The organism is Vibrio kanaloae, assembly GCF_024347535.1.
Classification (GTDB): Bacteria; Pseudomonadota; Gammaproteobacteria; order Enterobacterales; family Vibrionaceae; genus Vibrio; species Vibrio kanaloae.
In genome coordinates this window covers 538,072-560,470 of the sequence record NZ_AP025498.1, presented here as the reverse complement: position 1 = coordinate 560,470, position 22,399 = coordinate 538,072, and the positions used below count along the sequence as shown (strand labels likewise).

The 22,399-nt window shown below is 44.6% G+C and carries 15 protein-coding genes; 9 read left to right on the top strand and 6 right to left on the bottom strand.

Features of this window, described 5'->3' with window-relative positions; genetic code table 11:
• Position 1 precedes the first annotated feature (1 nt).
• The 3 genes from OCV24_RS16770 (at position 2) to OCV24_RS16760 (ending at position 5,249) form a co-directional block, all read left to right on the top strand.
• Positions 2-3,094 (top strand): tetrathionate reductase subunit A, encoded by a 3,093-nt coding sequence (locus tag OCV24_RS16770; protein ID WP_150877501.1) that lies wholly within the window; start codon positions 2-4, stop codon positions 3,092-3,094.
• A 448-nt stretch (positions 3,095-3,542) separates the two neighbouring features.
• Complete coding sequence (locus OCV24_RS16765) at positions 3,543-4,184, top strand: c-type cytochrome (RefSeq protein WP_017057859.1); 642 nt, start codon at positions 3,543-3,545, stop codon at positions 4,182-4,184.
• A 9-nt stretch (positions 4,185-4,193) separates the two neighbouring features.
• Entirely contained in the window at positions 4,194-5,249 is a 1,056-nt protein-coding gene (locus OCV24_RS16760; RefSeq protein ID WP_046223212.1) for a c-type cytochrome, read from the top strand.
• A gap of 145 nt (positions 5,250-5,394) precedes the next feature.
• On the opposite strand, the gene OCV24_RS16755 is transcribed toward OCV24_RS16760, so the two are convergent.
• Both OCV24_RS16755 and OCV24_RS16750 read right to left on the bottom strand, forming a co-directional pair.
• Complete coding sequence (locus OCV24_RS16755; protein WP_017057857.1) at positions 5,395-6,324, bottom strand: LysR family transcriptional regulator; 930 nt, start codon at positions 6,322-6,324, stop codon at positions 5,395-5,397.
• A gap of 26 nt (positions 6,325-6,350) precedes the next feature.
• Positions 6,351-6,791, bottom strand: a complete 441-nt coding sequence (locus tag OCV24_RS16750; RefSeq protein ID WP_032547968.1) for an Lrp/AsnC family transcriptional regulator — start codon at positions 6,789-6,791, stop codon at positions 6,351-6,353.
• A 142-nt stretch (positions 6,792-6,933) separates the two neighbouring features.
• On the opposite strand from OCV24_RS16750, the gene OCV24_RS16745 reads away from it, so the two are divergent.
• Positions 6,934-7,518, top strand: coding sequence for a LysE family translocator (locus tag OCV24_RS16745; RefSeq protein ID WP_017057855.1), 585 nt, complete (start codon positions 6,934-6,936; stop codon positions 7,516-7,518).
• Positions 7,519-7,572: 54 nt separating this feature from the next.
• Here OCV24_RS16745 and OCV24_RS16740 read toward each other — a convergent pair whose 3' ends face one another.
• Entirely contained in the window at positions 7,573-7,962 is a 390-nt protein-coding gene (locus OCV24_RS16740; protein WP_017057854.1) for a DUF1294 domain-containing protein, read from the bottom strand.
• Between the two features lie 554 nt (positions 7,963-8,516).
• Between OCV24_RS16740 and pulA the strand changes: the two genes are divergently transcribed.
• Positions 8,517-12,164: a pullulanase-type alpha-1,6-glucosidase gene (pulA, locus tag OCV24_RS16735; RefSeq protein ID WP_150877748.1), complete on the top strand. Its 3,648-nt coding sequence runs from the start codon at positions 8,517-8,519 to the stop codon at positions 12,162-12,164.
• Between the two features lie 539 nt (positions 12,165-12,703).
• On the opposite strand, the gene OCV24_RS16730 is transcribed toward pulA, so the two are convergent.
• Positions 12,704-13,531 carry a MalM family protein gene (locus tag OCV24_RS16730; protein WP_102506743.1) on the bottom strand — a complete coding sequence of 276 codons (828 nt, stop codon included), beginning with the start codon at positions 13,529-13,531 and terminating at the stop codon, positions 12,704-12,706.
• A 165-nt stretch (positions 13,532-13,696) separates the two neighbouring features.
• Positions 13,697-14,905, bottom strand: coding sequence for a maltoporin LamB (gene lamB / locus OCV24_RS16725; RefSeq protein ID WP_017057851.1), 1,209 nt, complete (start codon positions 14,903-14,905; stop codon positions 13,697-13,699).
• Between the two features lie 434 nt (positions 14,906-15,339).
• On the opposite strand from lamB, the gene glgX reads away from it, so the two are divergent.
• The 3 genes from glgX (at position 15,340) to OCV24_RS16710 (ending at position 20,163) form a co-directional block, all read left to right on the top strand.
• A complete protein-coding gene (glgX, locus tag OCV24_RS16720; RefSeq protein WP_150877503.1) occupies positions 15,340-17,313 on the top strand; it encodes a glycogen debranching protein GlgX in 1,974 nt (657 codons plus the stop codon).
• 229 nt (positions 17,314-17,542) lie between these two features.
• A complete protein-coding gene (locus OCV24_RS16715; RefSeq protein ID WP_077681257.1) occupies positions 17,543-19,285 on the top strand; it encodes a sensor domain-containing diguanylate cyclase in 1,743 nt (580 codons plus the stop codon).
• A gap of 155 nt (positions 19,286-19,440) precedes the next feature.
• Positions 19,441-20,163, top strand: a complete 723-nt coding sequence (locus OCV24_RS16710) for a tRNA (adenine(22)-N(1))-methyltransferase (RefSeq protein ID WP_077681256.1) — start codon at positions 19,441-19,443, stop codon at positions 20,161-20,163.
• Positions 20,164-20,279: 116 nt separating this feature from the next.
• Here the strand turns inward: OCV24_RS16710 and OCV24_RS16705 are convergent, their stop codons facing one another.
• Entirely contained in the window at positions 20,280-21,218 is a 939-nt protein-coding gene (locus tag OCV24_RS16705; RefSeq protein ID WP_136980028.1) for an acyltransferase, read from the bottom strand.
• Positions 21,219-21,546: 328 nt separating this feature from the next.
• Here OCV24_RS16705 and OCV24_RS16700 point away from each other — a divergent pair, with 328 nt between their 5' ends.
• On the top strand, positions 21,547-22,350 hold the full coding sequence (locus OCV24_RS16700; RefSeq protein ID WP_017057845.1) for a ferredoxin--NADP reductase: 804 nt from the start codon (positions 21,547-21,549) through the stop codon (positions 22,348-22,350).
• Positions 22,351-22,399: the final 49 nt, after the last annotated feature.

The window sequence follows — 22,399 nt, the reverse complement described above, 5'->3', positions numbered from 1 at the left end:
CATGGATAACAAACGTCGTCAATTTTTGAAAACAGGCCTTGCTGCCGGTGGTGTTGGAGCTTTTGCTGCAGGTTATGCGACAACCACAAAACACATGGTTCACGGTGCTATCGATGGCACCGCGGGTAAAAAAACCAACCACATCCACCACGGTAATTCATTAGAGACGGAATACAGTGTCGATGAACAAGGTAAGATCTCACCAAATCCAAACCAACGTGTTGCACCCTCTATGTGTTTTGGTTGCTGGACACTGTGTGGTCTACGTGTACGGATCGATAATCGTAATGACGAGATCTTACGTATCTCGGGCAACCCGTATCACCCGCTATCAAACGACCAACATATCCCCTTCACAACGCCTGTAAAAGACGCCTACATTGGCTTGTCTGGTGAATCGGGCATCAATAACCGCTCGACTGCCTGCGCCCGTGGTAACGGTATGTTAGAGATTCAAAACAGCCCATACCGAATCACTCAACCGCTCAAACGTGTCGGTAAACGTGGTGAAGGCAAGTGGGAGCCAATCAGTTACGAGCAGCTAATCTCTGAAATCACCGAAGGTGGTGACTTGTTCGGCGAAGGCGAAGTGGAAGGATTGCGTTCGATTCGTGACATCGAAACACCACTCGACCCGAATAACCCTGAATACGGACCAAAAGCCAACCAATTACTAGTGACGAATGCCGGTAATGAAGGCCGTGACGACATCTTGAAGCGCTTTGCATTCAACAGTTACGGTACTCGCAACTTCGGTCACCACGGCTCTTACTGTGGTTACGCGTTCCGCGCAGGTTCAGGTGCAATCATGAACGATCTAGACAAGTTCTCGCATTTAAAGCCCGACTTCAACAACGCTGAGTTCATTCTGTTCATCGGTATGTCTCCGGCTCAAGCGGGTAACCCGTTTAAGCGTCAAGCACGACAACTTGCTGAAGCTCGCACGAACGGAAAGCTAAGCTACACCATAGTGACACCAAGCCTTCCTGCAGGGTCATCAAGCCTCGCGGCGGGCGATCGCAACAACTGGCTGCCGATCAAGCCGGGCACCGATTCAGCATTAGTTCTGGGCATGATCCAATGGATCATCGAAAACCAGCGCTACAATCACGACTTCTTGTCTCGCCCAAGCGCACAAGCGATGCAGAAAGCTGGCACCACACACTGGTGTAATGCATCTCACCTTGTTATCAGCGACGAAACACACCCACAAAACGGGCGCATGCTTCGCACATCGGATATTGGTTTGCTAGAAACGGGCGAACCACTATCTGACGATGACGGATTCATCACGCTCGATGTGACAACGTCACTATTAACATCACATATTCAAGTAGATGAAGCAGCTCTGTTTGTCGATCAAGACGTAGAGATCGATGGTCAGACCGTTCGTGTTAAGTCTTCTCTACAAAGGTTGAAAGAAGAAGCCTTCAAATATGACCTTGCTTACTACAGCGAGCAGTGTGAAATCCCGCAAGACCAAATTATTGCACTAGCAAAACGCTTCACTAGCTACGGAACGAAAGCCGTTGTCGATACCCACGGTGGCAACATGCACACCAACGGCTTCTACAACTCGTTCTCTATCTTAATGTTGAACGCGCTGATCGGTAACATCAACGCAAAAGGCGGTGCGATGGCGAAAGCGGGCGGCTACCCAACTTCGGTCGCAGGTCCTCGTTACGACTTTACTAAGTTCAAGGGTAAGACTAAGCCTCAAGGCGTGTTCTTATCTCGCAGTAAATTCCCGTATCACAAAACCAGCGAATACAAACGTCGTATTGCAGCCGGAGAATCACCCTACCCGACACGCGCGCCGTGGTACCCAATCTCTGCGCCGCTTTTAACTGAGCACTTATCAGCTGCCATTGATGGCTACCCCTACCGAGCAAAAGCGTGGATCAACCACATGGCGAACCCACTTTATGGGGTTCCGGGTTTAGACAACTTGTTGGGTGAGAAGCTTAAAGATCCAAAACAGCTTGGCTTGATAGTCTCTATCGATGCCTTCATCAATGAGACCACAGCGTTATCGGATTACCTCGTGCCAGACACAGTGACCTACGAAAGCTGGGGCATGGCCACACCGTGGCATGGCGTCGCAACTAAAACGATCACCGCTCGTTGGCCGATTGTTGAACCGAAAACCTCACGCACTCAAGACGGGCGCGCCATCAACCTAGAGAATTTCTTTATTGATGTGGCGAAAACGCTTGGCTTAGGTGGCTTTGGCGACAACGCAATTAAAGATAGCCAAGGTAACTGGCACGGTATTCATAGCGCTGAAGATTTCTACCTGCGCTCAGCGGCTAACTTGGCATTCGTAAAAGGCGGCGTGCCGAATGTCGATGCTGAAGATATCGTTTGGTCTGGTTTAGAACGCCTAGTACCCGTGATGAACAAAACGCTCAAACCAGAAGAGATGCTTAAAGTGGCGTATATCTTTGCGCGTGGCGGTCGTTTTGAAGACGCAACCAATGCGTACACCAGTGAAACCATGAAGTACAAATGGACCAAACCATTGGCTATCTGGAATGAAAAGCTTGGCACCTCTCGCAACACCATTAGTGGCGAACAGTACATGGGTTGTCCGACATGGTACCCACAAAAGCTGGCAGACGGCACACCTTTGGCAGAGCAGTTCCCAGTAAAAGAGTGGCCGTTCACCCTGACTAACTTTAAATCCAACATTCACAGTGCAGTGTCTAACTTGTCACCACGCTTAGAGTCCATCAAAGGCGTGAACCCGGTTTACATTCACCCACAAGACGCCTCTTCAGCAGGCATCAAAACCGGTGACGTATTTGCCATTGAAACACCGAGCTCAACCACACAGGCATTGGCGATGGTTATTGATGGTATCAAGCCGGGCACATTAGGTTTTGAACACGGCTTTGGCCATAAAGAACTCGGTGAGCGTGCACACTGGATTGGTGACACGCAGCAACCAGTAAAAATGAAGTCGAACGATGGCGTTAACATCAATGATATAGGCTTGATTGACCCGACGAGAGAAGGCAAAGGCGTCATGCTCGATTGGGTTGTGGGCGCAGCAGCAAGGCAAGCGCTTCCGGCTAAGATCTACAAAGTGTAAGCCGAGCTATACAAGGTCGCATTATTGGGGCCACACACGCCTCGACTCATGCGTAATTATGGGTACAACAGAGCAATCCATCGTTTTGGGGTTGCTCTGCTCTTCCCCTCCTTTATATAGAAAGCAGGCAATCTTCACTTCACCACAACTTTTTTAGCCAGCCCCTATCAAGCGGCTATGCTTACACTATCGGTGCCATAAAAGAGCCTTAACAAACATTGACACTGAGGCGAACATGGCAGCTCCCTTGCGTTTCATTAACAGTAATTGGATCAGCCAATCGGACTTCACACCATTACCGCTAGGTTGAGTTATTACCACTAAGTTAAGTGAGGTTATTAATGTGAGACTTACCTCAAGTTATTAATGAATTAATGTGGAAATCCACAATAGCGCCAACAATCAATTATGCCGAAAATGCGTGCATTGTAACCAATAGCGACACCTCATGACTAAGCTGAAAATTAGAACTCAAACTTTAACGCTTTGCATCGCAGCTTTAGGAAGCCTTTCTTTAGCTGGTTTTGCACAAGCCGCGCCTAATCCAATGCCAGAAGCCGCAGAAACCTGCAGCGGCTGCCACCAAGCTGATGGAAAAGGCATGCCCAACATCGCCCCTATGCTTGCAGGGCTCAATGCTGATTACCTCGAACATCAACTGATTTTGTTTTCTAGTGGCGAGCGTCAAAGTGCAATCATGAAAGGCATGGCGGATGGTGTATCCGACCCTGCTATTCGTCGTGAAGTTGCAGAGTACTTCGCATCATTACCTTCTTACGAATTCACCGATTTAGAGCAGCGCGGCTCACAGGCTGATATTGATAACCCGTATCGCAAGCTGGTATTCCAAGGCGATTGGGATCGAAACATTCCAGCGTGTGCTACGTGTCACGGGCCAAGTGGTATGGGCGTAGACAAGTTCCCACGTCTAGCGAGCCAGCACGCCGACTACATTCAAACCCAGCTCAACGCTTGGAAAAGCGGCACTCGCAAGGGGGATGATTTGAACATGATGGGCAATATCGCTGGCAAGTTGACCGACGATGAAATCAAAAACCTATCTTACTACTTCGCATCTTTCCGATACTAAAGGGCTCGCATGAAAACATTACTCTTAATTACCGCAACCCTTGCCTCTGGAATCGCTTATGCCGAAGGTGAATTGCCCGATCGTCAAACCGAACTGCCAGCCGTTGAGAAACCTCAAGATAACAAATATCTGGTGCCACGAGATTTAGTCAATATTCCTGCAGGGGAATTTGGTGACAAAGTCAAACTGGGCTATTCGCTGTTTGTCGACTCACAGCAGATGCGTGGTACGTTCGTTGGCAATGAACAAAACTGTGTAAACTGCCACATGCAAGCGGGCATGAAACCAAATGCCGCGCCTCTTTGGGGTGCATACATGGCCTACCCTGCTTACCGTAAGAAAAACGATAAGGTAAATAGCTACGCGGAACGGATCCAAGGTTGTTTCACTTACTCTATGAATGGCTTACCACCAGCAGTTGATTCAAAAGAGATGGTCGCACTTACAGCTTATTCATACTGGTTAACCATGGGAGGAATCTTAGACAAGAATGGCCTACAAGATACGCCCGTTCCTGAGATAAGCGATGCAGACTTACAAGTCGGTGGTAAAACTGAAAGCTTCCCTCTTCCTGAGGAGCTGCTAAGCAAATACCCAATCGATGACCGCAGCAAGCTAGCAGGTCGTGGCTACCCTAAGATCGATAACCCTGAAAAAGAACCATCAATAGCACGTGGTGAAAAGGTTTACCAGGCGAGCTGTCAGACGTGTCACGGTCAAAATGGTGAAGGTATTAAAGGCGCAGACGATCACTCATATCTACCACCACTTTGGGGCGAGAACTCATTCAACTGGGGCGCAGGTATGCATCGCGTAAACACGGCTGCATACTTCATTTACGAAAACATGCCGCTTGGAAAGAGCCAACAGCTTTCGATTCAGGAAGCATGGGATGTGGCTGCTTTCGTCAACAGCCATGAACGTCCACAAGACCCTCGATATAAGGGGGATGTTGCTGGCAATGCTAAGCGTTACCACAATCACCAAGGTTACTATGGTAAAAAAGTCGACGGTCATGTCACAGGTTCAAAAGCCTACCCGAGCGGAAAGGACGTGATTCATTGATAGACATTTGTGAATACAAATAGCCGTTCACGCCAGTCATAGCTATACTTTACATTGTAAATCGGTTCTCGCGGGAATAATAAAAAGGAGCCAGATCGTATGACGATCTGGCTCCTTTTTCACGTTTGATATATTTAAAATACAACTAACCTTGCTGCATTTTCTCCCAAATCGTTGGAGATCCAATATAGTCTTGAACTGTAGTGATGAACTCTTTCACCAGTTTAGTCTGCTTGCGGTGCGGATACACAGCGTAGATAGCCGTATCTATCGTTGAGATTGGGTAATCAGGAAGTAAGGTGACCAAGCCCAGCTCTTTCATTGAGGCGTACAGATTAGATTGGTCAACAAAGCCATACCCTAAGCCATCTTTAACGCAAGACACCATAGTGCGGACATCGCTCACCTTATAATTGCCACGAATCGTTAGACTTTGGAAAGTGTTACCATGCGGCTCTTCGCTGATACTTAGATGATCGACCGTCATATCGCCATTGGTATAAATAACAGCAGGTAACGCGAGCAAGTCTTGTGGCGTCTTAGGCTCACCATGTTTTTTCACAAAGTCGTTTGACGCAACCAGCATGAAGTTACTATCGGCAATCTTCTTTGCGATCAAATTCGATTCAACAAGCTTGCTAAAGCGAAATGCGATATCAAACTGACCAGCAATAATGTTGGCTATCTTGTCGTCTAGCGACAGCACAATCTGAACATCAGGATACCTTCTCATAAACTGAGTGATGATAGGTTGCAGGTATTGCTGACCAAAATAGATCGGCGACGTAATTCGTAGCACACCTTTAGGCTCAGACTGATAGGAATCAGCAATGCCTTGTATCTGATTGATGGTATCTTTTAACACATAGGTTTGCGCGAGAATATCTTCACCCGCCGACGTTAAAGAAAACGAGCGCGTAGAACGATTGAGCAGCTGCACACCTAAGTCTTGCTCAAGCTTTTTAATCTGTTTAGAGAGGGATGAGTTATCCATATCATGTAAGGTTGCCGCTTTGGTGAACGACCCTTGTTGAACCACATCTAAGAACAATAACAACTGATTAGTATTGGGCACTGCGCCTCTCCTGACATACAACTCGACTAACGTTCGTCTTTAGGGGTATCCATGACCACCATGGTCGTTATAGATTGAACCTGAGCACACTCGCCAAGTACATTGGCATGAAACTTTTTATAGGCTGGAAGATCTTTGGTCTCTACCCTGATCAAGTACTCATTCGCACCGGTAATATTGTGGCACTCCACCACCTCTTTTTCCAAACTGACGTGCTGTTCAAATTCTAACTGAGCCGATTTGCTGTGACTAGAAAGCCCAATAGAAACATACGCAATAAAGCCCACCCCCATCAGGCCGTTATCCAAAACCGCGCGGTAACCTTGAATGATACCTTTACGTTCGAGATCTTGTACTCGTCTGAGCGTTGCTGAAGCCGACAAACCAATTCGTTCAGAGAGCTCAATGTTGGAGATTCTGCCGTCCAATTTAAGCTCTTGCAATATCCTTTCGTCAAATCTATCCATAGCTGATTATTATTGTGCATTAAGTGATAATAGAGATAATAAAAGCACATAATTGCCTCACTTTCCACATACTATGTTTCTCAACGCGTGAAAGTCATGACCGGTCAGTCACCTTCGTTCATTTTATTGCTGGAGAACCATAATGCCTTTAGAACAACTTAGCGCGCTTGCCTTGTTTGCGTTTGTCTCGACCTTCACACCAGGTCCCAATAACATCATGCTCATGACATCAGGTGCCAATGTTGGCTTTGCACGTACGATTCCGCACATGCTTGGCATTGCTCTGGGGTTTGCAGCGATGTTGTTATTGGTAGGTTTCGGCTTAATGGGTATTTTCAATGCATACCCAGTGACACACCAAATTTTGAAATACCTAAGTCTTGCTTACCTCGTGTACCTTGCGATTAAGATAGCATTGAGTGGCAAAGCTAAAAGTACCGAAGCTTATAAGCCAATGACCTTCATCGGCGCTGCAAGTTTTCAGTGGGTGAATCCAAAAGGTTGGTCAATGGCGTTGACTGCCATTTCCGTTTACAGCAGTGGCAGTTCATGGTGGGAGCTTGCGATCATCGCGGCTATTTTCACTCTCGCTAACTTACCATCAGTGACCTTCTGGACGGCAGCAGGCAAGCAACTGCAACACTGGCTAACAACACCAGTACGCATCAAAAGCTTTAATTACGGTATGGCGGGCTTGCTGTTAGCATCAACGATTCCAATGCTCTAATCGACTCACTATAGCTATTGATGGTTAGCACACAGCTGCTAACCATCATTGTTTTTAAAGAAACCCGGTAATTTCACTAACCCAACGACCAAATATCGCCTGCCCGCTCGGTGTTAACGTCCACACAAACGCCGCTACATTCATTGCTACTGTTAGCCAATAAATCGCTCTGAACGGCTGCTTTTTCGTTTTATGACGCAGTTTATCTTGAGCAATCAAAGCCCCTAGCCAACCACCAGCAAAAGAGAAGATGTGCAGAGTTTTCTCTGGCACACGCCAATTGCCATTAATTGCCGCTTTCTTGTCCTTTGCATACACAAAAAACGTCACCACTCCGACAGCTAAATACCACACTAATAGTACTTTCGAACTTTTTACAAACAACACAGACACCGCTACCATCACCAGATAAGTGATGGAGATTTGAATAGATGAAGACAACATCGACCCCTTTTTAGCTAACAGCTCACATTCTCTAGCAATTACGCCCTATCAATTGTCATAAGGATGATTAAGACAGACTACTCATTTACTATTCGACTTCGCAATCTCATAGTAAACCCCTATACCGCTTTAATAAAAGTGGCTCAATTATAAAGATACTCAATCAAAATACTCACTTTATCTATACGGATAATTTTCCAACGATATTAAAGATCTTTATTCCTATTAAAAAATAAGCACTTAACATAGTGATAATTACCTCACACAAAGAAGGATGAGTACTCCCCCTTATTGCCTACGCCTAGGCTCTACGCCCTTGATAATATACTTCTTTTTTATGTGTTATCGACCCAATAAAATTTGAAATACCCGACGCAAATTGTGATTTGCTCACTAAGTTTCTTATATTTACCCGTTGAAAATAACTTTATATATAGCGGTCACAAATAGCTGACCATAACAAACACTACGATATCCAACTAATTAAAAGTGACATATGGATATCAAACGTGAACATGAACAATAGAACTATAGATCTCAATAACACGGTCAATATTTTGAATAAAAGACGTTTCAAACGATCTACCTTGGCCAAAGCGATTTTACCTCTCTTCACTGCTACTTTAATCGCGGGATGTGGCAGTGATAATAATAACGACAACGGTACGGACGCAGCCAGCAGTGGCTTATACAAAGCTGGCGAAAACGAAGTCGTTGTTTACTACAAACGTGATATCGCGGCCGCAAGTGCGTCTCACTCGACCTACGACGGTTGGGGTCTTCATCTTTGGAATGGCGAAGGTTGTACTAGCACAGACTTAATCGGCATGGGGTTAAGCGAAACCGGAACCAACTGGGAAGCACCTTATGAATTTGACGGTATCAGCGATACCTACGGTGCCTACTACATATTGAAAGTTGACCCAGATGCCTCTGACCCACACAAATGCATGAACTTCATCTTGCACAATGGTGATGAAAAAGCATTTGGCAGTGCGAACTCGAAGGTCGAGTTAACTAAGCTTGGCGATTCACAAGGTGTATTCGGTTTCCATGGCAGCAGCGAGTTGTACTACGACCCGATCTCGGAACAACCAGTCAATATTGATGGTCAAAAAGCACACTGGCTAGATGCAACCACGATTGGTTGGGAAGCGGCAAGTAATACTGATTCTGTAAAACTCTTCTATGCGTTAGACAACAGCATCACAATGAACGATGACAAAGAGATTGTCGGCGGAACTGCAATTGAACTAAGCAAAGACGGAGATCTATCTTCTGAATTAAAAGAACGTTTCCGCCACCTTGCAAGTTTACCGGCCCTTGCTATTGACGTTGACGACAATACTTTACGTACCATCTTAAAATCTCAGATAATTCTTGTTGCCTACAACGCTAATGGCGATGTTATCTCTTCAACTGAGGTTCAAAAAGCTGGTGTACTTGATGCGGTATTTGCTAGTGAAGATGCTGGTAATGCGATGAGTGAAGAACTAGGCGCGATTGTTGAAGGCAGTGCAGCGACCTTCAAGCTTTGGGCACCAACCGCGCAAGATGTTGAGCTCGTCCTATACAGCGAAGATCTGCAAAGTTCACAAGTGCTCCAAATGACGGAAAACACTGAAACGGGTATTTGGGCGACTGACGCAGTGTCTAATGCAGTCAACAGTTACTATCGTTACCAAGTGAAGGTGTACCATCCAACCACAGGCAACATCGAGACTCGCCTTGTAACCGACCCATACTCTCTCAGTTTGTCGAAGAACTCTGCATACTCTCAAGTGATTGACCTGAATGATTCAACCTTGAAACCAGTGAACTGGGACCACTACCTACGACCAACCGTAGAGAAAGACGAAGACCACGTACTTTACGAATCACACCTACGTGACTTTAGCTTCAGCGATAAGCTCGGCACAGCTAGCCTAAATGGCAAGTACCTCGCTCTTACAGAAGCCGATCGTGAGTCGGTCAAACACCTACAAGCTCTGAAAGATGCGGGTTTAACCACGCTGCATATCTTACCGGCATTTGATATTGCTACCGTCGATGAAGATGCCGCGAGCCGTGTCGATATTACTGACACCGTTGGTAAGCTATGTGATGTAAAACCTGCTGCCGCTTTGTGTGGTAACGAAGATGAAAACAAAACCATTGAAGATGTACTCGATGGCTATGACCCTTCAACGGGTGACGCACAAGCATTAATGAATGACCTTCGTATGCTTGATAGCTTCAACTGGGGCTACGACCCATTCCATTACACGGTTCCTGAGGGAAGTTACGCGACCGATCCTAATGGCGCACAGCGTATTCTCGAATTCCGTCAAATGGTCAAAGCCACGCACGACATGGATCTTAAGCTGATCATGGACGTGGTATACAACCACACCAATGCGTCTGGTGTGAACGATAAGTCGGTACTGGATAAGATTGTCCCTGGGTACTATCACCGTCTTAACGTCAACACAGGTGGCGTGGAAAACTCGACCTGTTGTGACAACACCGCGACCGAAAACCTAATGATGGGTAAATTGATGGTCGACTCACTCAAGGTATGGGCTGACGATTATAAAGTAGATGGTTTCCGTTTTGACTTAATGGCTCACCAACCAAAAGACGTAATGGTAGAGGCATTGGAAGAAGTGCGTAAGATCGATCCGAATACCTTGTTCTATGGGGAAGGTTGGGACTTTGGTGAAGTAGCAAACAATGCCCGCTTCGACCAAGCGAACCAAATCAACATGGCAGGCACAGAGATCGGCACGTTCTCAGACCGTTTGCGTGACGCCGTACGTGGTGGTAGCCCGTTCGATGGTGGCATCGACTCTGAGGGCAACCACCCACTTCGCTTTAACCAAGGCTTTGGTAACGCAGCTATTGCCAATGAAGAAACCAAAGTTGATCAAGATTCGATCAATGGTCGTTTACATAACCAAGATCTTGTTCGTTTAGGGATGGCAGGTAACCTCGCAGAATACGTGCTGATTGATTACAAAGGCGATACCAAACTGGGTAAAAACGTTGACTATAACGGTGCACCTGCTGGTTACACCAAGGTGCCGTCAGAGAACATCTCTTACGTTTCAAAACACGATAACCAAACGCTTTGGGATAACAACGCCTACAAAATCGCTGCAGGTACGAGCTCTGCAAACCGCGCGCGTATGCAGTCTGTATCACTCTCCACTGTGATGTTGGGCCAAGGCATACCATTCATCCACATGGGTTCTGAACTACTTCGTTCTAAGTCTATGCAGCGTGACTCTTACGATTCTGGTGACTGGTACAACCGCGTCATGTTCGATGGTACTGACAACAACTGGAACGTCGGCTTGCCACGTGAAGACAAAGATAGTGCCAACTGGGAGCTGATTAAAACCATCATTGCTGACAGTACGGCTAAACCAGACGCAGACGACATTGACCTGACTAAACAGCAATTCCTAGAGCTATTAAAAATTCGTAGCTCAAGCGAACTGTTCCGCTTAGACACAGCAGACGAAGTCATGAAGCGTGTCGATTTCCGCAATGTTGGCGAAGATCAAGTCGAAGGCCTGATTGTAATGTCTATCGATGACGGCGTGTCTGCGGGCGACGATCTTGACCCTGCCAATGATGCGATTGTTGCTATTGTAAATTCAACTAATAAATCTCAATCGTTCAAAATCACCGGAGCGACAGGCTTTACGCTTCATGACGTTCAACAAAACTCGGCTGACGATACCGTGAAAGGTGCAAGCTTTGCCGCTCAAACCTTCACCGTACCTGCATTAACCACCGCTGTATTTGTGCAAGCTCAAGGTGACGCACAAGGTGTTGGCTTGCCAGTTGATAACTCAGGCAAAGATGTGTCTAGCATTCCACCATACGGTCAAACAACCGTGTATGTTCGTGGTGACATGAATGGATGGGGCACATCTGATGATTGGGCGATGAGCTTTGTGGCTAATGGGGTTTATTCTGTAACGGGTACTTTGGAAGCGGGAGACTATGGTTTCAAGTTTGCGGATGCAGGTTGGAAAACACCTAACTTTGGTTGTGATTCTGTTGAACTTTCTGATGGTTCAATCAACCTAGGTACTGACGGTAACTGTCAATTGAGCGTAGCGGAGAGTGGTGATTACACGTTCACATTGAATGCGACGCACGAGCTAGATGACAATGTAGATAAGGCCGTGGTTTCAGTCATCAAGAATTAAGCCTAAAAGCTTAGAATCTAATAAACAGATAATAAACCAGCGAAAGCTAGCCTTTGGGGAGACGTCAGTCTCCCTTTTTTATCCTCAACAAATACCAATCCAAATGCACCACACAATGGTCTTTGCCTATCATAGATAAATACTCAGAGTTAAGTGATAAACGAGCCTTCTTAGTTCTTAGTTCTTAGTAGAAAGGATGGCGGCTTCGGAGTGAACTTTTAGTTTAACTGAGGGGACATCATGAATATAATTTAAGATCAATAATTAGAGTAGCTATTAGTCTATAGAGTTCGTATCTAGTTACTCAAGATGAGTGAAAGAGGTGAAAGTAATTTTCGTCACCACCTATTGACTCAGAGCTATGAATAACTGCTAACTTACACTTATATTGATTATTTATAATTATGCGTAAGCCAGTGGTCACTTTAATTTCAATAATTAGGTGAATATATACTTGTTCATTTATCTCAAACAATAAAAAAGGCTCCCTACTAGGAGCCCTTCTCTTTTATATCAATCAGTATTTACGAACTATTCGACTACTTTTTATTTACGGCTTTGACAAACACTTCTTGTGCGCCTTCAATACCAAGTGCTTTTGCTTCATCTAATAAGCTTAGAGCTTTTGGAATATTGTCTGCATCGACTGCCGTTTGAATCGCGTTGTGATAGTAAGTTTGCGTTTCTGGTTGAACCGTTTCAACCTTGGCTGCTGCCGTTGGATTAGCATTAGAATCACTGCTAGAACCAATTGAGAAGAAGCTCGCTTTATCGATTGTAACTTCTATCTTACCCACGTTCGCATTTGGAATCGGGATATCTTTCACTTCAGGTAAATAATTACCACGGCCTTCCGCATCTAAGCGAGCCGGATGAATCACATCGGTAAAACCATCCAAATCGTTTTGATCTGTATAGATTACTAAGTAAACCGATTCAGCCGTTGTTGGCGGGTAAAAATCATTTTCAGCAACCAAACGGTTCCCCAAGTGTAATCTTGGTTTTGCGTACTCAAAGCTCTCTTTTCCATAATGCTCTAACTCACGACCGTTCTTGTCATAGATGACAGCATTAGGAACAAATGCGGTGTCACCAATTATACTAGTGATATTAATAGAGTACTCACCGCGGTTTGCAGGCAGTTCAATCGCGACTACAGGGCTGTTTATTCCTTGATAGTTTAATACTTGGCTATCGGGTGTCACATCGAAAATAGCTGAACTTGGCAGCTTCATCGGAGCAAATTGAAGACCAGCAATAGAGTTAACTTGTTCAGCTTGTGCCACTTGCACTTGCTCGACAACTTGCGCAGATTGACAACCGGCCAACGCAACACAGCCACTCAACATTAGAGCTTTAAAATACATAACCCTTCCTTCTTGTTATTTTTTTAAGAAATTTACTCACTTTAATTACCACAAAGAGAACTATTCACCTAGGGAACGATCAACTTAATCGTACATTCCTTAAAAAAATAGCCGACGCGAGCCGGCTATGAATTAGGACAGTTTAGGATTTTTTACACTAAGTGTTTACCACCAAGCTTCAACTTGGATACCAACAACGAAATCGTTGTCTGCACCTTGACCAGTCACAACACCGTTTGCATCTTTAACCTCACCGAATGAATCACCTTCTAGATCCATCAAGTAGCTACCGTATACACGGATTTCAGGACGAGCCCAGAAGCTATCACCCATTGCCCATGCTTGAGCAACAGTAAATTTAGCGCCACCAAAGTCAACGTCATCTACTTCACCAGCGTTATAGCCCGCTTCGAAGATAGTACGCATTGTGTCGTTCCACTTATACATTGGACGAGCCACGATAGAGTATTGGCTTGAATCATGCTTATCAACACCTAAGTCAGAACCTGCTAGGTATGCAAGTTGGTGACCCATTTCCCAAGATTCGCCTAGATTCATTACACCCCAGTTCAGAATACGGTAACCAAAACCATCATCTTGCTCACCAGAGCGATCATAGTACGCACCTGAACCCCAGAAGTTAGCCATTTGAACACCGTAACCAGCAGTACCTAGCTGAACAACAGTTTGGTTAAAGCCATTGCTCATATTTTGATGGATAATACCTGTAGCTAGAAGGCCATCATCGCCATCGTATTTACCATTCTTGTTTTCAGTACCGAAGTTGTAAACAACACCAAGCTCTAAACTAGCATCTTCCCATAGACCGATATTAGCCAAGCGAGCATCAGCCATGTATCCAGCGCCATTCTCATCTTCGCCGTCTTGGATAATCGCTAAAGAAAGTTTTTGGTTACCAACCGAGATATTTTCAATACCGCCACCAGTACCTGATGTATTTAGGAAGTAGAAGTCAGTGATGTGGATATCTTTACGTTGGTAGTATGTTTTACCAGCCCAAAGCGTCGCTTCTTCATCAAAAGATAGAACGCCTTTTGCTTTAACAGCGAACTGAGCGACGTTAAAGTCGCCGTCTTCCCAACCATTTGCGCCATCAGCACCAGAAGCAATCATCGACTCAACTCGCCAAGTTTGCTCACCAGTTTTTAGTTCTTCAGCTAAGCCAAACTCAGAATAGTTGTCGCTTTCATTACCTAGACGGCCAATACCGTTCTTCATGAATGCAACATCACCACCATCATTACCACTAATACCTGTACCAGCACGCATGTAACCATTAAAATCCACAGCGAACGCAGAGCCAGCAGCTAATGTAGTTGCCACTGCAGCAGCAATTAAACTTACTTTTTTCATTCTTAACTCCATTAAGGACGATTTATTTTAGGTTTTTATATTTTTGCTCTCTTGCGGCAACCAAAGGCAGTAATGGCGGACGTAAGATAGAGAGGTTTAGGGTTTCCCCTGATTCGTTTCAACGGGGTTTATATTAAGAGGGGATGACAAGTTTGGCTTCCTCCACCCTTAACTAAATTAAGGGGGATGAGAAGGGAGTAGAAAACATACAGAACGGTGTTTTAAAGAGGTAGATCACTTAATTTAGGAGGAGTAGACAGCACACAGATCTAATTATTCACCTTAAGTGAGATCTACTTCAAATATATAATTTGAACTTCATCGATGAATTATTTTTATAACCGTAATTATTTTATGAAGTTTCTTGACCTTACTGAGACAAAGCTTTTTACTTATAGTTCACTGATGTTGATCAACGAACAAGAAATCAATCAATGACTAGAACGCTCGCTCGCCCATATCCGCTAGGCGCAACGCTAGGTAACACTGGCTGCAACTTCTCTATTTATTCTCCTGAATGTGGATCCATCTCGCTCGCGCTTTTTGACGAGAACGATGAATTCACCACTTATAAATTGGAATATGAATACGCTGATATTCAATATGTATTTATTGACGGGATCAAAGCGGGACAAAAATATGGTTTCGTCGCTGAAACTGAAGATGGCCCTATCCTACTTTCAGACCCGTACGCCAAAGCAATCAGCGAACCCCTTCATTACGCAACGCCCTATACCAATGAGAAAAGCTTTGCGATGGCGAAATGCGTTGTTGTCGATGACACCTTCGATTGGCAAGGCGTAGAAAAACCTCGTATTGCACGCGAAGAGACCATTCTTTTTGAAACTCATGTAAAAGGCCTATCTCAACTTCACCCAGAAGTAGAAGCCAACACCAAAGGTCGTTATTTGGGGTTAATTAGCCCTGAAATGCTTGCGTTCTACAAGCAGCAAAACATCAACTCGCTACAACTTTTACCTATTGCGGCGTGTATGCATGAACCACACCTATTAGATATGGATAAGGTGAACTATTGGGGTTACAACCCTTATTTGTTTATGGTGCCAGACCCTCGCTACGCAGAAAAAGACGCAGTCTCTGAACTTAAGACTACGATTCGTGAGCTGCACCGAAATGGCATCGAAGTTATTCTAGACGTTGTATACAACCACACGGCTGAAGGCGGTGAAGGCGGTGCCACCTTCAACTTAAAAGCGCTAGATAGCCGCTACTACATCAAACATGGCTGCCATTATGCGAACTTCACTGGTTGTGGCAATACGGTTGACCTCACTCACCAACCAGCCTTGAACTTAGTGATGGATACGCTTCGTTACTGGGTTAATGAATTCCAAGTCGACGGCTTCCGTTTTGATTTGGCAGCAACACTAGGACGCGAAGGTGACAACTACAATCCTGAGGCTGCTTTCTTCAAAGCTGTCGCTCAAGATCCGTTACTCAAAGAAACCAAATTAATCGCAGAACCGTGGGATATCGGCCCCAATGGCTACCAAGTTGGTAATTTCCCGATGGGTTGGAATGAGTGCAACGACAAGCTCAGAGACATCACACGCAGCTTCTGGCGGGGTGACCAAGGTTACTTAAAAGAGTTTGCAACGCGCTTGATGGGGTCGCGTGACATCTACAGTGCAGCGCATTGGCCACACAGATTAACGGTCAACTACATCACTTACCATGATGGCTTCACCATGCAAGATCTTGTCTCTTACAAGCATAAGCACAATGAAGAAAATGGTGAGAATAACCGTGATGGACACGGTGACAATCGCTCTGAAAACTATGGTGTAGAGGGTGAAACCGAAAACCTCTTAGTCATTGCGACGCGTGAAAAGCAGAAACGAAACTTTATGGCGAGCTTGCTGTTTGCCTTTGGGATTCCGCATATTTTAACAGCGGACGTGTTATCTCATACTCAAAAGGGTAACAACAACGCCTACTGTCAAGACGGTGTGACAAGTTGGCTAAATTGGGAAGACTCGGAGCGCAAGACATACTTCAAGACTTGGCTATCGGAAATGATCTCCGCTCGTCAACAATACATGGTGCCATTTATTAAGGCATTCAGTGGCGAGAAACGTAACTCTAACCGTATCTTCTGGAGCCGTGTTGATGGCACTTTAATGGGACATGATGATTGGAACCGTTTAAGCTCAGTGGCATTGCATCTAGGTATTGGTAAAGATGGAGACGAATTGATTTATCTAATCAACCAAACCAATGCTCCAGCTCGTTTTTCATTACCTAACGACCGTAAACAAAGCTGGGCCACTATCTGTGATACCAACTTACGAAACGTAAAACCAGGTCATGCAGAAGGTGAAATGCTACTCTCTCCAACTTCAATGGCTATTTTGCACTATTCGCCAAACAAGACGAATCCAGCTTAGTAAAATATCGAAAACCTAAAAAGCCAGTCATATTGATCACTGGCTTTTTTAGGTTGAATATCACAAAACCCTTTTATTTATATGGAATCATTTGCATTGATGTGATTTTGAAAACTGTTTAGTATGGCCGTACTATAAAAATGAATCTATAACGTCTTTGGATATCATGGCTTTACCTAAAACACTTATTCGGCTTTTCAAACCATACATACTCTTGTTAACTGGAGGCATGTTTTACCTTGCAGTCATTCAATTGGAAAAAGTTGAGAAAACTGCAGCTAATCAATCATCATCAAATATTCGAATTGCCAACTCCATCATTCGCTCCAACATCGAAGCGGTGTTTGGCAAGCTCTACCTCCTAGAAGCCAGCTTAACCTTACCTAAAGTTACTAGCATTGATGACAAAAAATTTCGAGAACTCAGTGACAATATTCTAAAAAGCACGCCAAATTTCTCCGATATCATTCGATATCGACCTCAATCTCAGCGTTATATTTCCACTCGAGGCCTTCCTCTTTCGAATGAACGAATCGCAGCGATACAGTGGCGTTCAATAGACAGTGTCGTTGAGGAGCTTTACCTCTCTTCGGTTTATCAAAAGGCTGATGGTCGTTGGGTTTTCGCTGTCAAACACACAGTGGAAAGATTGAATGAAGAAATATGGATTGAGTTTGACCTATTGCACACCACACAAGAGTTGAGTGATCTTAAAACACTAAACAACGGCTATGTATTCATTGTCGATCGAGCAACTGAAAGGTTGGTATTCCATCCCGATCCTAAACGCATTGGTTCCAAGTCTATCAGCTACCATGCGGGAATAAGCCACCAGCTTTCACAAGGCGAAACCAACGGTCAGAGTGAATACTACTATCAAGACAGCTTCAAGATATCGGAATTTGATGCGAACAACCGCTTAAATTGGGTGTTCATTGCGAGCACTGATCGCCGCGATATTCTCACCAGCTCTCATCAGTTTACGCTGACAGGCATCGTACTTGGCTCACTGCTTCTATTATGGATTGGAGCCCACTATCTCACTTATCAACTAAACATTTCACTTTCACGACTCAACAAGGTTGATGAGCTAGCTAGCTTCAAGCGTGAAATAAAATCCATATTTGATAGCTTTACGCACCACAAAGGCATCCAATTCTGTCTGTATCAGCCTGAGAATCACTCATTCAGTACCATCGACTATCACGGAAACAAATCAACAGTACATTGTGATAATGCCCTCCCCGAACATTTTGCACCAGACACCATAGCTTACAGGTCTGGAAAATACGCCGATCCATTGGCGTGTAAACTAAAAATACACCAACGCCATTACTGCATTCCTCTGTACTCTCGTAAACAATTGATCGCGGTGATCTACGTAAACGTTAGCTTACCAATCAGCCAGTGCATTCTGAGAATGATCAGAGATTACGCAGAGGTCTCGTTATCTAACTTGCTACTTCAGCATCAACTGAACAGCAAAGACTTGATGACACAGCTAGACAACAGAAGCAGTTTCAACATTGCGATCGAGAGCTATGCAAGCGAGCCCGGTACTTATGTTGCTCTGCTTGATATCGACAACTTTGACCACGTAAACCGAGCTTACGGTGAAGCAGTTGGCGACAAGATGATCAAGCTGACGGCAGAAGCAATACACTCTTATTTTCCTATGCCAAAAGGGCTTTGTCTTGCTCGTATAGGAGGGAAAGAATTCGCCATATTGTTCCAAGCTAATGACGCCAAGGACGCGAAACTCCAGTTAGAACAATGTCGAATTGGCGTCGCAGAGAAAGCCATTGTGACACCAGACATCACATTATCACTAGGAGTCAGTATCGGATTTTCACAGATAGAAGGAGAACGAGATTCTGCTTTGGCACTTGCGGAACAAGCGAAACTAATTGCGAAACAACTTGGTAAGAATCGAGTGGAAGGCCATATCAAGGCTGTCGCCAAAGCCTCATAGGTATAGCTAACGTACTCGTATCGAACCGATTCATACGATACTGACAACACTAAAGCACCTAGGATTCATACCCTAGGTGCTTTTGTTTTTGTATAAAGTCATTACAATGCGCTTTCGATACAACAACGCCTATCACTTTCTAACGACACGAACTTATGAAGCTCAGCAACCGACTACAAACTCTCCGCTCTCTTGTCAGTAATGACTACCAACACATTTGGGATTGTTGCTGTGATCATGGCTTCTTGGGTGTTCAATTGTTGTCGGATAACAAAGCCCCTCAGATTCACTTTGTCGATATTGTCCCGTCTCTAATGAGTGAGCTGGAAGGTAAACTTACGCGTTACTTTCCTCAAGATAACAACGTTGAGCAACATAAGCAGAGTCAATGGAAAGTCTATTGTTTAGATGTCGCAGCTATTCCACTGGATAGTCACACTGGCAGACACTTGGTCATCATAGCGGGTGTAGGTGGCGATCTGACTCAAAAACTAGTCGATGATATTCACCGTCAACACCCAGACAAAGCGATCGATTTCTTGCTGTGCCCTGTGCATCAACAATTTGAGCTAAGAAGCCATTTAAAAACACTCAAGTTCAGTTTGATTGACGAAGTATTAATTGAAGAGAACCGCCGTTACTACGAGATTTTATTGGTCAGCAATAACCAAGGTGAAGCTGAAAAGAACCGAGCAGTGAGCGAAATATCAAACGTGGGTGACAAGATCTGGACACCCAGTTGTGAAACTCAGGTGAAAGTATCTCAGCAATATAAAGCCAAAACATTGCAGCACTACCTACGCATCCATCAAGGCCAAGAGAAGCAAGGTAAGCCTAGCCAAGTGAAGCACATCATCGATGCTTACCATGCGATTTAACTGTAGTAAGCACTAACTTTATCGCTTACCTCTGATAGAGCCTGATCAATAAAAAAGCCGATAGTTCAATGAACGATCGGCTTTTTTGATGCTATCGATTTGGTTTGAGCTTACTGCTATTGTTGCTTATAAACCGCATCAGGTCCATCCACCGTTTCAACCTCACGGGGCATATCACCCTCATAAATTGTATCAAGATAGGCGTCTTTCTCTTTCCACGCGTTGTTCAACCAACTGTGAAAGCGACGTTTAAACGCTTTATCTTCAAAGTAATTACCGTTTACGTTCTCATCCATTGGGTGCAGTTTAATACGCACTACCACCTTGGTCATTTTGCCTTTCAGCATATCTTCAAACGGAGAGATTTGGTTTTCTGGGTAAGCCAACGTGACATCCACGATACCATCTAAGATTGGGCCCATTGCCGAAAGAGCAAACGCCACACCACCGGTTTTCGGTTTGAGTAGGTGTCGGTACGGTGTTTTCGCTGTCGCCAATTTATCTTGGTTAGCACGCGTTCCTTCCACAAAGTTAACCAATGTTGTAGGCGCTAGCTTGAACTTAGTACATGCCTTGTTAATCGCATCGAAATCATCATTACGACGCTCAGGGTTACGCAGCAAAAACTCGCGTGAGTGACGTCGCATGAATGGCATATCCAAGCCCCAGCAGGCCAAACCGACAAATGGCACGTACAGAAGTTCATGCTTAAGGAAAAACTTCGTCATCGGCATTTTGTCTTTCAAGATAGAAGACAAAATTACAATGTCCGCCCAGCTAAGATGATTCGACATCATCAAGTACCACTGCTTGGTCGAAATATCTTCCCCACCTTCCACTTGCCACTCGATGTCATTATTCACGTTCAGCATCCAAAGGTTGAGCGAAGCCCAGCACCAAAATGTAAAATTCGCTAAACGAGTACATGACTTTTGAACAAAAGAGATTGGAAGAATCAGTTTAATGAGGCCAAAGAAACTCACAGTAAACGCAGTCATTGCGGTATTAATGGTCACGAACAATACGTTCAAGACCATACGAAGATTATCAAGCATAAAACACAGCTATATTGAGATCGAAAGCCGCCATTATACGCATCTGCAAATTATTCTCTGTAGTTATTAATGCAAACTTCAGGGGTCAAACCACTCCACAAGCTTGGTAAGAGATCACTTTAAATCCGCGTTAACAACCTATCAAAAAGACCATTTAGAGGCATATAGACTAACCCAATCATCAGTCTTTGTGACATGAATAAAATTAACATCAATCACCAACCTACAATTGATAAGCATTCTCACTATGGCATGACACATGCAACGCCAAAAAGTAAGATAGTTGAGTATCCTTAATGAGGTAGCTTATCTAAATAAAGGTGATGATATGACAGATATTCCCCATGGTTTGGTAACTGGTAAAGTCTTACACAAGACAGAATGGACAGATCAACTGTTCTCACTCCAAGTCAGTGCTCCCGTCTCACCCTATCAGGCGGGCCAATTCACGAAGCTTGGCTTACTTAACAGTGAAGGTGAGTTCGTCAGACGTGCGTACTCAATGGTAAATGCGCCAGAGCATGAGCAAGGGTACCAACATCTTGAGTTTTTAATTATTAAGGATCAGAGCGGTCTGCTCTCTCCTCAGCTTCACGAATTGAAGGTCGGCGATGACATCTTTGTCGGCAAAGACCCAAGCGGTTTTATGACATTAGATGAGATCCCAGAGATCGCCGACGATCTATGGATGCTTTCAACCGGAACTGCAGTGGGCCCATTTATTTCAATGCTTGAAAGCATGCAAATACAGCAACAGCATGGATCTAATTCAAAAAAAGCTACCTCGTTCAAAAACCTGATACTGGTTCACGCGGTAAGAACAAAACAAGACCTAACTTACCAAGATCGTATCGCTCAACTCGTTAATCACTTTCAGGGGAAACTAAAATATGTGCCAATTATTTCTAGAGAATCAGTCACCGGGACTTTGCGCGGACGAATACCAAGCTTGTTACTTAGAGGCGACCTTGAGCAAACCGCGTCTGTCGCTTTCAATCAAACCCATAGCTTCTTCTACCTTTGTGGCAATCCGCAAATGGTTCGCGACACAAGTGAAGCGTTAATCAGCTTAGGGTTCGATAAGCACTTACGCAGAAAGCCCGGCCAATTCAGTAGTGAGAACTACTGGTAAACATTGGGCCTCCACCAGTTACATAAAAGCACAAAAACATAAAAGCGCA